The organism is Bradyrhizobium sp. C-145 (assembly GCF_023375135.1).
In the GTDB taxonomy this organism is placed as follows: Bacteria; Pseudomonadota; Alphaproteobacteria; order Rhizobiales; family Xanthobacteraceae; genus Bradyrhizobium; species Bradyrhizobium zhanjiangense.
This window is the reverse complement of sequence record NZ_CP088150.1, coordinates 7,060,581-7,075,553: the sequence shown is the minus strand read 5'-3', so window position 1 is coordinate 7,075,553 and position 14,973 is coordinate 7,060,581. Positions and strand designations below refer to the sequence as shown.

Sequence of the window (14,973 nt, the reverse complement as noted above, 5' to 3'; positions counted from 1 at the left end):
CCGATAAGCTTTGGTCGCAAATCTTATAAGTCGGCCATTCGATTGGTTCCCCAACGAGGGCTAGTGTAGGTCTACCTCGCCGGCGCGACCGACTGCAAAAAGTGCATGACGAGCCCAAAATGCAGCGATTGAGGTTGAATATATAACGGACCCGTGTTTCAGCTATTGCTGTCCCCGGCTACGGATGTCTGGTGGAGGGGGATACAGCTGTATCGACGTTGAGTTTTGCCCTTTGCCCGGGGCCTGACTCTGACCAACGAAATTGTTAAAGGTCTTACGCGCGTCCTCGCAGGTTTGGCCTGTGGGACTCAATTCGCAAGACCGGATACCTCGGATCGTCGCGACTGCCTCCTCATCAGTCGGACACTCATTTTTGTCCGAGTCGCAAAAGCACCACGTGCGCAGCGTCATCGTGGATGCGACGTTGGAATTTGCAATCAATTTGTTTTGCGTCGCTACGCAGCCCTGAAAGTTCGAAAATTCCAACTGTGAGGCGCTTTGCAACGACCATATGTGCTTGCCTTCATATTCAGGGCGGCACTTGACGATTGTCGCTAGTTGTTTGACGTCGCTGTGAGAAAGGCATTCCTTTTCGGCCTTGTTCGTTACATTGGCTGCCGGAGTGGTGAACAACATCATGTACAAGATCCACTTCATGGCCGCCTTCCACCTGTTACTGTGTCTGCAGTCTGCGTATCGCCGTCTCAATACCCTGTAGGTCTTGGCGGACCTCCGGTGCGACCACGAGCACTCGCGAAGTAACCCGCTTTGTATATTGCTGACTATTCGGGAGGGAGGTGATCTCGAGAGTTTCCTTATCCGCAATTGGAAACATGCTAATGTTCAATTGCTCGTCGAGTGAATAGCTACCACCAAAACTCGCAAGATCGGTCCCCCCAGGAAACGTGAAATTATACGACCCGTTTGCCGACAATCGGATCGTGATTTCGCTGTTGTAATTTGGCTTGTCGGCCGAAAGCGAGGAGGCAACTAAAAGCGTTTCAGCTGACCGAAACAACCATCGGCCTACACCCAAGTGCTGAGCCAATACGTGGATTGACGGATAGTCGGGAGGACATACTAATGTCCTGTCCGTCATAAGTGTTCCTGAAACGAAGCTGTAGGTTATGCCACTACTCCGAATACCCTTGTCGTCAAGCTGAAAGCCGGGCCCGCTGAGGGCCCAAGTCGTAAAGCGCAAAGGATTGTTTAGGGTTCGTCGTGTCAGACCGCCGCCCGAATTGAGATCGAATTCCGCTCTTGGCAGGAGCGTGATACTGACCTGCCACTGCTTTGCTTTGAAACGCTTGAATTCTGGTGTTGCATCAATCGCGATAAACGCGTCACGAAGCTCGCAGGCTGATTGCGCGACTATCGCCCGGACGGGAAGGGCGAAGTCGGGTGGGATTTCAGGAATGACTGCGCAAGCGCCCAAACAGGCAACTACCAACGCAGCAAAAACGCCACGAAACGCGGTCAAGGCAATCCCCCCGTCACCTTACAGCTTTAAATAGCAGAGCAGATGACGTTCCCTCTGTCAACCAACCTGCGGTCTTAAGCCGAGAGCGCTGATGGCAATCGAATTCAAGCGGAGGCAACAATACCGTTCATGACTTTTTTGGATGAGGTCAGTATCCGAGGGGCGAGCGAAATTTGCTGACCAATACAAGCGTTCGGACAAGAACGTCATTGCCATCTTGCACATGGACATAACCGGTTTCGGCAGCTCTGAGTGAAGCATTTGTCTGATCAACGATATTGTCAGTCTTGAGCTCAATGCGTTTCTAGTGAAGGTGTGCAGGAATACAACCATTTTGGGCTCACCAGATCACGTGCGCCGAAATAACATGCGGCTATGCGTGGCTCGGATCATCCGTCGTGGACCCGGAACGGCCAGCATGTCGCCTTCCCGTTCGAGGCAGCGTTCTCGGACTACATTCGCGCAATCCACGGCACGCAGGATACGGTCATGTTGGACCCCGACGGACGCCCATCGCGCCGATCGCGCGCTTCGCGCAGTCTCGTGAGATCGCAGCCTTGCTTTATCCGGTCCTCTGACGTTGCCGCAAGGGAAAATGCTTGCTCTGGAGCCGCTGTTGAAGCTGTTGCTGCCGGACAAGCGTCATGGTTGAACTTCCCAGGCCGCCACAATTATCGTCTTTCGGCAGCTTTCTGCGGCTCAAATCAACCGAAGCCCCAAGTTGAAACGGGCGGGCCATCGCAAAAGAATGGCGTACTGACGCGAATGCTTGCCGTAAGAGTCCCGCTTCGATTCGTCGTGGCCCACGGTAGAGTCGCACGCCCTGCCGGAGGAGTTCAGGCCTGAAGTCTTGCGTTCACCCAAAAGAGGCGAGCCGCCGTTGAGCACTTTCTGGTTTTAGAATTACGGAAGGCGCGCTAGCTTTATTGCCTGAGACTTGCATCTTTACGCCTTGCATCGTGATTTTGCTGGATCGAGCAAGGTGCACATGAAGAGCATCCATGCTTCGGGTTTACGAGAGTCATTGCCTGCATTTCCCTGCTCCTGCTCGCTATGCTTATCGCCGATGCCAGGCACACCAAAATAATTGGCCAGGACGATGAGCCCGCCGTCACTTCTCTGATCGCGACCAATCCGGTCCGACAAGTTGGCCAGCCCGTCGGTTTACTGAGTTCTGAATGATCTGACGGCTTCAAAGCGATCTGTACTGCTGTCACCATTTCTGATCGACACATCCAGACTGCATTTCACTGCGCGGCTGGCATACACAATGCGATGGCTGTTTCGGCCAAAGGGAGTCGGAGTGTGTCAGCTTCCCTGTCCAGATACCCCCGGGTCGAGATCAATGAAAACTTCGGTATGCCATCCTCGAAGCCGAAGGGGGCGCCATCCCGAAGATTCGGCGCCGCCAAGCTATTGTCATTCCGCCCAAAGGTGATCGGTAACTCCAGCTCTTTGGTGTGGCCAATGATGTCGACGTCGCGAGTCCAACGAAGGCCAAGAGCACTTTATGGTTGTAAGATATTCGAAGATCCCTTATTATAAACGATTATTTCTGTAAGCCATTATTTCAAGTTGGACTGCTGCCGTCGTTCGCGGTGCGAATCTCGGCAGAGTTGCGGATGCACGGTGCAATCAGATGACACGTGTCATTCTGGAGCTGATTGGTCGATTTGCCTTATCACTGCTTGTTGTGCTCGCTGCAAGCACTGCGCATGCCGCAACCGTGGGGGCTGATAACTCGGTGCCGCTGGCTTCTCTGGCGCCGAACGATCCAATCCGGCAAGCCGCGCAGCCGGTCGGACTGTTGCGTTCCGTGCTGCCGGATGGAACCGCACAGATCTGCACGGCCATCATCATTTCCGATCGCCACATCCTGACTGCGGCGCATTGCGCCTTCGGTGCCGAAAATCTGACGGTCGTTTTCGGCCTGACAGAACAGGTGCGGAAGTCGTTTCGCGTGCAAGGCTCTCCGTCCGAAATCGACGAGCAGCGGGGTTATGCCGTCTTCGACGTGGAAGGGACTCCCTCTCAAACATTCGGCACAGCGAAGCTGTTGCTTCGCATACCACTCAAGGGCGAAAGTGCATTCTTTATCGGCATGAATGAGAAAGCCGAGTTGCGGACAGCCGCAAATTGTTCGGTGCTTGGCACCAATAGTCAGGGCGCGATTCTCCACGATTGCGATACGACGGGAGGCGGCAGTGGTGGATTGCTCTACTCGGTCAGGGACCTTGCCATTCTCGGTCTTCACATCGGGTCAGACGGTCGAACCAACCAAGCATCACCCATGTATCTGATCGCTTTGGCGAGTGATCTGATCCGTGAAAGCGCGGCCCGCGCCGAAGAAGCAGCCGCGCGTGAGGCCGCTGCGCGTGAGGCCGCTGCGCGTGAGGCCGCTGCGCGTGAGGCCGCTGCGCGTGAGGCCGCTGCGCGTGAGGCTGCTGCTCGTCAAGCTGCGGCTGCCCGCGAGATTGTGCCGGTCAAACCGCCGGTGATCGATTTCCGAACGGTCGGCAACAAGCCCGATGAAATTGCCGCCGATTTCAAGCGCTTGTACGTCGCGCTCTTCAATGATGGACGACTTCCTTTGAAGCTCTATCAGGCCAAAAGCTTCACCACAATTGAAGACGCATTTCGAACCAACCGGCTGTTTTATGGATCTCCGTTTCCGGTTGAACTCGATAGTATTGCGTGTGATTTGAATCCAAAAATCTGCGAGCGTGGAAGGGCCGAACCTAGCCCGGAAGAACAAAGGTCGGGCGCGTACATCCGCGACGTCATACCGGATCTTAAGCGGCCCAGCGGAAAATCTAGACCCTCGATCGGTACATGGCACGTCGAGCCGCCTGCTTCCCTGTTGCTTCCGAGTGTCCCGATCGAGGAGGAGCAGGGATGGGTCGTTTATCGCAAGCGCGCGGGCCAAAAGATTAGCGACATTGTAGTTCGTGAACTGGGTACGTGTGACCAGTACGATGATCAATGCAAGAACCGGATACTCGCAGGAAACCGCAATCAAGAGGAGAGGCTCAGGCAGGATTACTCGGGTGTGGTTTTGCTTCCGAAGATGTCCTACATAGCGCGAAGCATCGATATCTCGACCGCGTCGGAGAAAGGCTCCGGTCTTACGGTGGAAATAACTCCGCCCGCATCCTCGGAGCAGAGCGGTCCGCTCGTGTTACGGACTGGAGAGGTACCCGCCAAGGCGTCGCAGTCAACTGAGCCGGAATATCGAATTCAGGCGCCCGGACAGGTCACTACCGCTCCAGGTCTTGAAGCGGTGTTCAAGTCGCTCGGTACGACGGCATCTGGCTCGGCGCGCCTCGCGCCGAACAGCACGGCTCTGGGGCCGGAATGGGACACACGTTGCAAGGGTATCGAGGCCGATCCGTGCGAGCTGGACCCGTCAGAGCTTTCGAAATTTCAAAAGCGGGTTCTTGAAGGGCTGGCTTTCCCCTACAAGAGACTTTCAGACTATCCGATGGCCGTTCAGCAAAAGGGCGGGAGTATCGGGGTCGTCGACACGGATCTCGACCTGACGCATTGCGCGTTCGAGGAGGTTACGAAAGCAGGACGTCTAAAGCCGATCGAAACCGAATCTCTGACATCGACCCCAACCCCCACACCTGCAACGATAGCGGCGGTTCCGTTTTACGCGCCCTGCACTTGGTTGAAGCCATCCAAGCTGATTGGCGGTGGCACACATGGGACACATGTCGCGAGCCTGATGGTTGGTAAGGTCAGCGACAAACTTTGGGGCATCAATCCGTTCGCGACGCTTTATGCCGGGCAGATCAGCCAAACGGTCATCGGTCAGGAGGTGGAAGTATCGAGTCTGGAGTTGGCCAGCCTCTTGCGGAAGATGCTGAACGCCGCGCCAAAAGGTTTGGATGTCGTCAACATCAGCATGTTTTATCAAAAGGTACCAACGGATGTATCCGGCGGAACCAGCTCGGGTGGCGCGGACAGCCGTGGTCCGCACGGCGATCCGGTACTCGACGTGATCCGCGGCGATGCTTATGAAACCTTGTTCGTCATTGCCGCAGGCAACGCTGGGGAGGAGTTCACTGCGATCTGCGATATGAGGCCGGCCTGCCTTGATCTGCCGAACGTGATTTCGGTTGCAGCACTGGACCGCGGCACCGACGCAGCGCTGCTTGCGCTCGCTGGCGTCGGGAGCAATTTCGGACGGCGGGTTCACGTCGCGGCGCCGGGAGCCGATATTCTGGGTTCGGTCAAGGGCAATTTTCTTGGACTTCTCAGCGGCACCTCGCAGGCCGCGCCGCAGGTCGCTGCAATCGCGTCGTTGCTGCGGGCTATGAGACCTAAAGCCGCTCCTGCGGATGTCAAGGAACGGCTTATCACCTGCTCAAAATCCGTACCGGCGCCTGTAGGGACTGGCGATGAGGAGACGAACGCTATCTTCGGAGGTCGGGTCGATTCCTCTTGCGCTCTTATTCCTGAGGGCGATGGCCTGCTTCAGGACAAGAGCGGAAAAAGGTACCGTGTCAAGAACGTAACAAATTCGGACGACGCCGATTTGGAGTTCCGACCAGTTATTTCCGACTACGAATACAGTATTGTGATTCCGCCATGGCAGCTGAGAGGGCTGCGCGCGAATGCCAATCCACGCGAGCTCACTATCTTTCACAAACGATCACCGGAAAATAGCAGAGCGTCTCTGTCGAAGGATGCGCGCGTGTTCGCCAAATATGGGACGCTCAGATTGGATGTCAGGGAAGAGCTCCCCAGTGGTGGTCTTGGACCGTTGGAGCAGGGGCGCGCGTTTGTGGTCAAGGATATTGTTCGATACGTCGCTCCGATGGTGAAGCGGTAGTGTCGCTGAAGACGGCCATTTGCAAGGAGGACGTTCTTGTCATGCGGACAGGCTGCGTCGCTGCCGTTTTGACGGTGATGCTTGGTTGTGAGGTCGTCGCCCAAACTGTCGAGGAAGGGCGCGCGCCGCTAATTGACGGCCAGTTACAAGACGTCAAGCGAGAGCTTTCGTCGTTGGATCGTACGCCTGACGGCAGAATAGCCGTCATGCAAGGACGCGCAACGGCCAGGACCATCAAGCTTCGCCTGGAACATATTCTCGGATCGAATGCTCCATCCGGCGTTGCCGTGGTCGTTCGTGACGCCGCCAACAACGAAGTGGTCCGATACACGGCCGGGAAACTGGCTGAGGAACGCTATGTGTGGACGCCAGAAATCAAGGGAAGGTCGGCATTGGTCGAAGTGACGGAATCGACAACGGCCGGAGCCGAATTCCGCGTCCTGATTGCTGCTATTGCATCTCACGTTCCGCCATCAAAACCGACGCTCAATATTGTCAGGGACTTCGACCTGGAAAATATCGAGTACATCCGCGCAAATCAGCCCGAAATTTTTGTTGCCAGTCGTCCTGTAGCAAAGATCTCGTTTGTGAGCAGCAAGGGGCCCGCAGCTTGCACGGGGTTTATGGTGAGCGACGATCGGATGCTCACCAACTATCACTGCATCGGTTCCGATGCGATTTGCAAGTCAGCGGACGTAATCTTCGGCTTCAACAAATCCGACTCTCCGCTCGGGGACGAGATGCAGAAATGCCTGCGACTCGTCGACAAGGACGAAGACCTTGACGCGGCCCTGATAGAGGTTGCCGGTTCGCCCGGCAAACGATGGGGCTCTCTTGCGCTCAGCGACGCCATTCCAATTCTCAAAGAGCCGGCTGTCGTGGTCCAGCACCCCGCAGGCTTTCCAAAATTTGTTTCACGCATAGACTGCGTTGTATCCACAATGCCGGCAGAGGGAGTGAAGGTGGGCGAGGAAAGCGACTTCGGTCACTCGTGCGACACCATGGATGGCAGCTCCGGATCTCCGGTGCTCAGGCGGGCAGATCTCAAGGTGATGGGTCTCCATCACTGGGGGTTTGTCGATCACGGGGGAAAGTGGAGTGCGGAGAACAGGGCGGTGCAAATACACTTCGTCAAGAAAAGATTTGGTCTTTAAGTTGGTTGAATCGACGCGCCTGGGAACCGTTTTGCGGCGAAGTTTTCAGCGGGCCGACGAGACGAAGAGAGCGGTGCGCTCGCCACGAGAGCAGCACTCTGGAGAGACAATGTGAAGCGAAGCATGCGCGTGAAGAGTTTCATTGTTTTGGCAGCGGCCAAGCTCTTGGCAGGATTTGCATCGCCCGCGCTCGCGCAACCGTCGACGGACCTCGCTCCGTTGGTCATTCTCGTCCGGCACGCGGAAAAGGCCTGCACGAACTCAGAGGATCCACCATTGTCACAAGCTGGTAAGAAACGCGCAGAGGCTCTTGCGGCTGCGCTCGCCAGCGCCGGGGTGAGGCACGTGATCACGACGGATTTTCGGCGTACGAGCGAGACCTCGAGACCTTTGGCGCAGGCGCTTGCGCTTCAACCCGTTGTCATAAATTTGAAGGACGGTCCGATCGATTTTCCTGCTCACATCCGGAGGGTTGTGGATGCCGCCCGCGCATCGAACGATGGTGCTGTGCTCATTGTGGAGCATACTGTCACAATTCCGGGCATTATTACCGGTCTAGGCGGACCTGAGATAGGAGTGATTTCGGAGTCCGAGTATTCCAACCTGTTTGTCCTTGTTGGAGGCCCCAAGGTACGGGTGGTTCGGTCTCACTACGGAGCGCCCGATCACAACTCGCAGCCGGACTGCAATTGAGCACTGCTTTGTCGTCGGACGGGCGGCATATTTAGCACCCATTTGCGTCTGGACTCGGACGAAGTGAGCGTTTCTTTGTGGGCTTGCCGTGCGTGGTGCGCTGCCTGGGCAACATGCGCCGAGAGCGCGCTGGCAGAACCTCAGTATTGTGATAGGATCATTAAGGTTGTTGTTGACCAGTTTTACGACTCGATTTTAGAGGAGCGCACCATGGTTGTTGGATTGTCTTTTTCATCAGTATTGCCCCAACGAGCTCGCTGGCTGCTAACCGCGACGGTGTTGGGTTTGGCCGTTTCGGTGATTGCTAGTTCCGATGCTCTTGCGCAGGACAGCACGCCGCCGTTCAGCCCCGACCAAGGCAAGCTCTTTTTGCGCAGTGCCGCCGAAAAGGCGAGAGTGAAGCAGAAGGAGGCCGCCAAGACGTTTGAGGAATTCAAAAAATCGGTCACCAAAGAGCCGTTTCAAAATGGGAAGTATATTGTGAACGGGGACACGCCCATTTCCACGGACAAAGGGCTCGAAGAGTTCTACAAGCAGAACATAGAGGTCCCAGGACATGCGACCACTGAGTTTGCCGTCATGACCATACTGGGAGTAGACGTCATTTGGAAATCGGTAGATAAGAAAGCACTCACATACTGCGTGAACAATGCTGCGGCTGATTCTGGCGGATTCGGAAACCGCTATAATACAGTTGTGAGCGCCATGGCCGATGCGACGCGAGCTTGGGAAGCAGTTGCCGACATCAAGTATGTGCACGTAAATGCAGAGGATTCAAACTGTACGCCGGCCAACTCAAACGTCAAATTTGATGTCAGGCCGGTCAATCTCAACCAATATTTGGCGCGCGCGTTTTTTCCGAACGAAGACCGCGTGACGAGCAATGTCCTCATTGATAACTCAGCATTCGAGCTTCCGGCTGGGGGAAAGCTCTCGCTAACGGGCATTCTCCGGCATGAGCTCGGACATACGTTGGGCGCACGGCACGAACAAACCCGGCCAGAGTCGGGAACTTGTTTTGAGGACAACGATTGGAGAGGTGTGACCGACTATGATGCCTTCTCGGTCATGCATTATCCTCAGTGTAACGGAAAGGGCGATTGGTCGCTAGTATTGACGGCCCAGGACAAGAATGGAATCGCCTGCCTGTACGGGCCGGCACCCGGATTCACGATAGACACGACTATCTGCAAACCGAAGCAGTAATCCAGCGACCTGTCGAATGATGCCGTTAGCAGCCTTGGTCAAAGCCTGGGCTGCTGGCGCTGAGGTTTACCCAAGGTACCACTATGAAAACGGCGTCTTTGCTGCTCTCGGGACTTGTTGGTTTATCGTTCCCCTGGCAACTCGGCCACGCCTACAAGACGATTGAGACTGCACAACTGCACAAGACGCTGGAAGCCAATCGCGCCGCGAACATTGCGGTTATCGACGACGGATGGATTATGCGCACGGCTGGATCTATTGACGCGGGTCGTGACACCGGTCCGCCGGACGCCGTTCTCGAGCTTCAGAGCTTTGCCTTTTACGCGCTGTCTCGGGGCAAAGGCCTGTCCGAGAAGGGACGGCAGGTGCTCGAAGATTTTCGTGAACTCCTGCGTGGGATGAAGGCCGAAGGTCAGGTGGTCGAGGTTTCGGAGTCGAGAATCGGGCTCGAGGGCGAAACGAGGATATGCGCCAAGTTCGTGAGTTCAGAGTCGACCGGGAAAGCGTGGATGCAAATGCAGCGCCTTTCAGCCGGTGTGGACCTCGTGCAGCTCAAGCCAGAGAAGTGCTGAATATCACCTCAACTGTCAGGCAGATGTAGATTTGGCTCGGGAGGCCGGAAGTCGGTTCTTTGCAGGTGCGTGGCTCAGCCTCGAAGAGCGTTGCTGTCGGGACGGGCCGGCGCTAATTTGTCCGGATGGCGAAAGCCGATCTAGGCTTCCGCAACAGTGACTTTCGCTGGCCTCATCATTTCGACGGGCGGACACTGCTCCCCCGTGGAACGTCAAGAAATGGGCGGGAGCCGTCGGATAGCAGGGCTACAGCGATAGCGTCGCCACACGGGGAAAGATCTTGACGCAAATGTCGAGAGTTTGACGGTCGTACGAACAGACAGCGAGACAAGCTTTTTGCTGGCGGATTGATCGGGGCACAAAGCTCATCAGTTGGGTCGGGAGCTATGTATTCGCATGATGCGATTATGAAATGATAAGTAAACCAGGTTCTTCCAGGACTCTGTCGTCCGTCCTTTGAGGAGAGACCAGACAGTGGACCGATTAGTTCCAAGACGGACAGCGCTTCGTATACGCCTGCAGTAGCTGAGACCCGCGGCTAGCGATTCCTAATTGGGTCTGCACCTGACAACAGGCAGACAGTTACCGGCCGACCAAAGGACAAGGGCTGGTTTGAGAATATCCGGGTATCGTCATCGAGATATCAGTATAAGGGAAGGACCGTCAAGCCTTGCGCGACTTGCAATCCGGTCTCTTAACTTCAGTGATCACGAAGAGCATTGCTGCGGCGCGCTGCTTTCGGTCGTCGGGATCTTGAACTTGGCAGCTTGCTTGATCGAATTCCGGCGCTATTCTAGGCTGAACATCACGGCCGAATGATAGCGGTAGAAAGCGACATTGCGTGCAGAAGCCTTCGGCACCGATCGCCGGATGTGCCAATGTCTTGCCGAGACAGGCTTGTTGCCCAGTGGTGTTGGCAGGACGTCGGCAACTTTAAATAGACTGCGCTAAAATCTCGCGATATTCTCGATCTGCGTTTGGGTCTTTTCAACTTTGCGACATTTGCGCATCAGTTCGACTGAAGACGGCCTGGACTCTATTTTGGATCTCTTCAGGGCGGAAAATGAGCTCTCGATCCGCTTTATTCTGGATCTTTATTGCGTCACTGATGTTGCCGGCTACCGCATCGCCGCTCAGTCCGTACGCAGTCCAGATATTGCCAGGCTTGGAAGGGGACGCATCTTCCATCGACGTCCTTGATGGAGGTGATCATCTCATCGTCCAAGCGAGGCTTATCAACACCAGCGAACATTTTTTTGCGGTGGCGCTCGTGCCGACTTTTCCAACCGTCTGGTCCAATGACGGCACGACCTATACCATGCAGGAAGCAAGTGGCATCACGAAGTGTCCAGCCGACAGTCCGACCATGGCGCATGCCTGCATCGGCGATCCGTTCACCCAGAGCGTGACGATTGGCCCGGGCGCATACACGGGTCTACCACCCGGCAGAATTGCGGCCATGAATTTCCTTATGAAAAGAGAGCGTGGTACAGGCCGCGGTACCGACGCTGTATTTTCGGCGCGTTTCGCCATACGGATGTTTTCTGATTTGGATGAAGACGCAGCGCGCGGCGATAGTGAGAACTTCAAACGGACACGCATCCTAAGTGTGCAATTTAAGAAGGCGGTAATCGTCGATATGGCTGTCGTTCGGGACAAGCTAACGAAATGATGTACGGAGTGTTCGCAGCCAGAGTCAACCCTTGCTCGAAGGCGCATGCTTTCCTGAAATCATTTGTGCCCGATCTGCATCTCTTCAGAGTAAATTGCCGGCTCATTTGCTCGCGGTTCGTGTCTAACTTGTCCCCGGTGTAGCGGATCGAAGTGCTTCTTGGACGTTAGAAATGTTAACACCCTCTGCACTATCGTCTGCGCTAGTATTAATTTTGTCAGTTGGAGTGGTAAAATGCAAATGCTCAGCCGCCGTAGTCTGGTCCAAAGCTTTCTCGCGGTTGGTAGTGTAACGCTTGCGGGAGTGCGATCTGCAAGCGCTCAGCGTTTCGATTGGCTTGCAAGATTGCTTGTTGGTGCCTCAGGAGCGCCACCTGTCGATTTGACATTTATTCCTTCAGTTCAGGGCGCGGAATCTATCGTCCCCGAAGTCGCGAAGCCTATTGAACCGGATGCATGCTACATTGAACTCTACTTGGAATCGATCCGGCTGGCGAAAGCCAGGCGGTTCGCAACTCGCTTTCATGGAGTTGCCTATTCATTTGTAACGCTGGCCCGCGAAGGAGATGCGCGCGCGCAACTCGCCGCTATCTCAAAGCCCGATAAGCTCGCTGAACTCGACCGCGGTGCGATAGACAAAGTAATCGTGGTTTCTAAGCAGATGATGGGGCCAACCGCTTATCGTGGCGGTCCTGTCCTCCTCCAATTCGGTCTATTTTCAGTGAAGAGCGGCAATCTCTTGAGCCCGGTACTCGACTACGTTACTCGCGTATCCTCGGCTGCTGGGAATAGCTACGTCGGAGCAATCAAACCATTTTTGCCGCTTATTGCCGAAGGGATGGACCTGATTGCCGGCCAGCGCGAAGATACAGCCTTAGAAGTTGGCGTCGACACTGCAATAGATCTTAAAACCGGAAGTGTCTCGGCAATTGTTGATCTTCCGCGCGGATCGTTCAACATCGACAAATTGACCTTGGATAAAGATCGGAAGCTTCTCCTAGATGGTAAACCAATAGACGCCGGCTATGCGGTCTTTTCCTTTCGACCTTCGGCCGAGAAATCTGACTACGGGGAGATACCAGAGCTGAGAGATCGATATGCAGCCATTCAATCCGCACTAAGAGGTGGAAAACTGAAGGATGCACAAGATGCGTTAGCTGCTTTTAGACTTGCGGCAATTGCATCTCCGGATCTGATTCCGGCCGATGCAAGCAAATTGGTCGAAAAGACAACCCAAAAGGTAAGAACGGCATTTCCGCCGGGCGGGGTGGGGGACGTCAGTGGTCCGCGGCCGAAGGCTGAGACCTTGTCAGAGATCCAGCTCTATGAATGAAACCAAGTTTTGGATGCCGACAGGACTAGGATCTCCATGTGCGAAGTCGATTTGCTCCAGAGGCTAATGAGACCCGTAACTCTATCGACGCTGGCGGGAGCCGTCTTAGCTTGCTCTGTGTTCGGCTCCGTCGCTGCTGTCTTCGCTCAAATGCGAAACGAGGAGTTTTCAGACCGCGCGTTACGGATAGAAGCCGGTCTGACCAAAAGACTGCCTGGGCGCTGGTCTGCTGTGAAGGACGAGCAGGATGTCAACATCATCAGCGGGGACCCGTATCCGCGCCGCGACAAAAACAGTTTTGTTCCGGCTCTAGGACAGCTTGTATGGGAATTGCCGCAAAGCGTGGCGAGCCAGGTTACGTTTTCTGCCCGAGTTACGTTTTCTGCCCGAGTTTATCAAACCGAAAACAACGTGCGCGTCGGATACGTTCGGCTTCCGCGCTTTGATTATCATCCCGAAGCTGCAAGAAAATTCGCAGAGGTGATAGCGATTTTTGAAAGAGAAACGCAGGCGTTGGTGGTTGATGAAATCAACAATCCTGGCGGGAGCATGTTTCAAATGTATGCGCTGCTTTCCTATCTCACGGATAAGCCGCTTAAAGTGCCTAAGCACCAGTTCAGGTTTCAGCAGGATGACGTGGATGCTGCTTCGGAAGTGGTCGATCGTGTGAATGCGAATAGTTTAACATCTGAAGATACACCTGAATCGGTCGCATACGCGCGCTTCGTACTCTCCGAGGTAAAGGAGGGCCGTGGACTTGGGACGAAGAACACGAGACCGGGTTTCGTTGGAGGCATCGCTGAGATTGCGCCAGCGCCAAATCACTACACGAAAAAGGTAGTCGTTGCTGTCAATGAAAATTCCTTCTCCGCCGCCGAATTTCTCGCAGCAATCATGCAAGATAACCATCAAGCTATCATTTTTGGTCAGCGAACTGGAGGAGCCGGAGGGCTAGTGCGCTCCGTTGAACTTTCGCCTGTTTTCAAGAAAGCCGGCATTTCAGATTTCAAATTAACTTGGACACTTGCCTGGCGCAGCAGCGGATCTCCGATTGAAGATCTTGGTGTGACGCCAGATATATTCTACAACATCACCGTCGACGACCTTCGTTCTGGTTACGTAGGTTATCGTGAGGCGTTGCTCGCGACTGCTGTCAAGCAGTAGATCAGTCGGCTTCTTCAGCGGTTTTGGAGTCTAATCTTTCCCAGGGTTGCCCGACCGCGAGGTGCTATCTGCGGCGAATAAATTAATCCAGTAGGTATCTGGACCGGTTTTCCCGGTCAGGCTTACGTTTGGCATTGTTGCTGCTTCTCCTCTAGGTAAATCGTTCCAGGCAATGACGGGATTGGAAGGCGTGTACGGCGTGACGTGTTCAGACGTTCTCTTTCGAACTCGTTTTGCGGGGAAGGAATCCATCTCTTCCGACGGGGCCGGCGCGACCGTAGCGTGCGAAAAGGCGAACGACAGAATTGAACTCATAGGCTCGAATGTACTCCCAAAGCGCGGCACGCCCCTCATTGGAGAGATGATTGATCCTGTCACCGGGTTGCGGGATTTCGCCGAGCAGGACCAGCCAATACGAGAAAAGCTCGCCGAAGCCGATGGTCCCGATGACGTCGTAGCGAATGAGATGTTCGATCCGCTCCAGCCAGAGTAAAAAGTTGTCGAAAGCGGAGCGGACGGCCAGATTTCGGTCCGTGAATGTTTTCTTTTCGATTTCTTCAGTTGGCTCCAGCTTCCAGTGGACGGCGAGCGCGGTGGGCAGGTCACGGACGTCGAAGGTCTGGCCCTTCAGCGTGTCTTCCTTCCAAAACTGGGCGTTGCCGTAGTCCAAAAGGCGCATGACGAAACGCACGTCCCCATCTTCGAAGAATTCCTTTGTTTGGTCGGATGCCGCCAGCGCGCGCTCGCGCTGGCGGGTCAAGTTCGCCTGCTCACTATTCATCCGATACTGATAGAGGCCGAAGGCAAAACCGGCTGCGGTCAAAGCCAGACCTATCAGTGCTGCCGCATTTGAGTCGGGCATA

Annotated in this window: 11 protein-coding genes; 8 read left to right on the top strand and 3 right to left on the bottom strand. The window is 55.0% G+C overall.

Features of this window, described 5'->3' with window-relative positions; all coding sequences use genetic code 11:
* Nucleotides 1-162: 162 nt before the first annotated feature.
* Nucleotides 163-657 carry a hypothetical protein gene (locus LRP30_RS33250; protein ID WP_249757537.1) on the bottom strand — a complete coding sequence of 165 codons (495 nt, stop codon included), beginning with the start codon at nt 655-657 and terminating at the stop codon, nt 163-165.
* Nucleotides 658-673: 16 nt separating this feature from the next.
* Nucleotides 674-1,480, bottom strand: coding sequence for a hypothetical protein (locus LRP30_RS33245; protein WP_249757536.1), 807 nt, complete (start codon nt 1,478-1,480; stop codon nt 674-676).
* A gap of 1,639 nt (nt 1,481-3,119) precedes the next feature.
* Between LRP30_RS33245 and LRP30_RS33240 the strand changes: the two genes are divergently transcribed.
* From LRP30_RS33240 to LRP30_RS33205, 8 genes are all read left to right on the top strand, one after another.
* Nucleotides 3,120-6,317, top strand: coding sequence for a S8 family serine peptidase (locus LRP30_RS33240; RefSeq protein ID WP_249757535.1), 3,198 nt, complete (start codon nt 3,120-3,122; stop codon nt 6,315-6,317).
* The gene (locus tag LRP30_RS33235) at nt 6,317-7,471 is read left to right on the top strand and encodes a serine protease (protein WP_249757534.1); all 1,155 of its coding nucleotides are present in this window, start codon (nt 6,317-6,319) and stop codon (nt 7,469-7,471) included. The genes LRP30_RS33240 and LRP30_RS33235 overlap by 1 nt, the downstream gene beginning before the upstream one ends.
* Nucleotides 7,472-7,594: 123 nt before the next feature.
* Nucleotides 7,595-8,164, top strand: coding sequence for a histidine phosphatase family protein (locus LRP30_RS33230; protein WP_249757533.1), 570 nt, complete (start codon nt 7,595-7,597; stop codon nt 8,162-8,164).
* Nucleotides 8,165-8,374: 210 nt separating this feature from the next.
* Complete coding sequence (locus LRP30_RS33225; protein WP_249757532.1) at nt 8,375-9,370, top strand: matrixin family metalloprotease; 996 nt, start codon at nt 8,375-8,377, stop codon at nt 9,368-9,370.
* A gap of 83 nt (nt 9,371-9,453) precedes the next feature.
* A complete protein-coding gene (locus LRP30_RS33220) occupies nt 9,454-9,942 on the top strand; it encodes a hypothetical protein (RefSeq protein ID WP_249757531.1) in 489 nt (162 codons plus the stop codon).
* 1,063 nt (nt 9,943-11,005) lie between these two features.
* Complete coding sequence (locus tag LRP30_RS33215; RefSeq protein WP_249757530.1) at nt 11,006-11,614, top strand: hypothetical protein; 609 nt, start codon at nt 11,006-11,008, stop codon at nt 11,612-11,614.
* Nucleotides 11,615-11,848: 234 nt separating this feature from the next.
* Nucleotides 11,849-12,946 carry a hypothetical protein gene (locus LRP30_RS33210; protein WP_249757529.1) on the top strand — a complete coding sequence of 366 codons (1,098 nt, stop codon included), beginning with the start codon at nt 11,849-11,851 and terminating at the stop codon, nt 12,944-12,946.
* Between the two features lie 36 nt (nt 12,947-12,982).
* Complete coding sequence (locus LRP30_RS33205; protein ID WP_249757528.1) at nt 12,983-14,110, top strand: protease-like activity factor CPAF; 1,128 nt, start codon at nt 12,983-12,985, stop codon at nt 14,108-14,110.
* Between the two features lie 208 nt (nt 14,111-14,318).
* On the opposite strand, the gene LRP30_RS33200 is transcribed toward LRP30_RS33205, so the two are convergent.
* Nucleotides 14,319-14,972 carry a hypothetical protein gene (locus LRP30_RS33200; RefSeq protein ID WP_249757527.1) on the bottom strand — a complete coding sequence of 218 codons (654 nt, stop codon included), beginning with the start codon at nt 14,970-14,972 and terminating at the stop codon, nt 14,319-14,321.
* Nucleotide 14,973 lies beyond the last annotated feature (1 nt).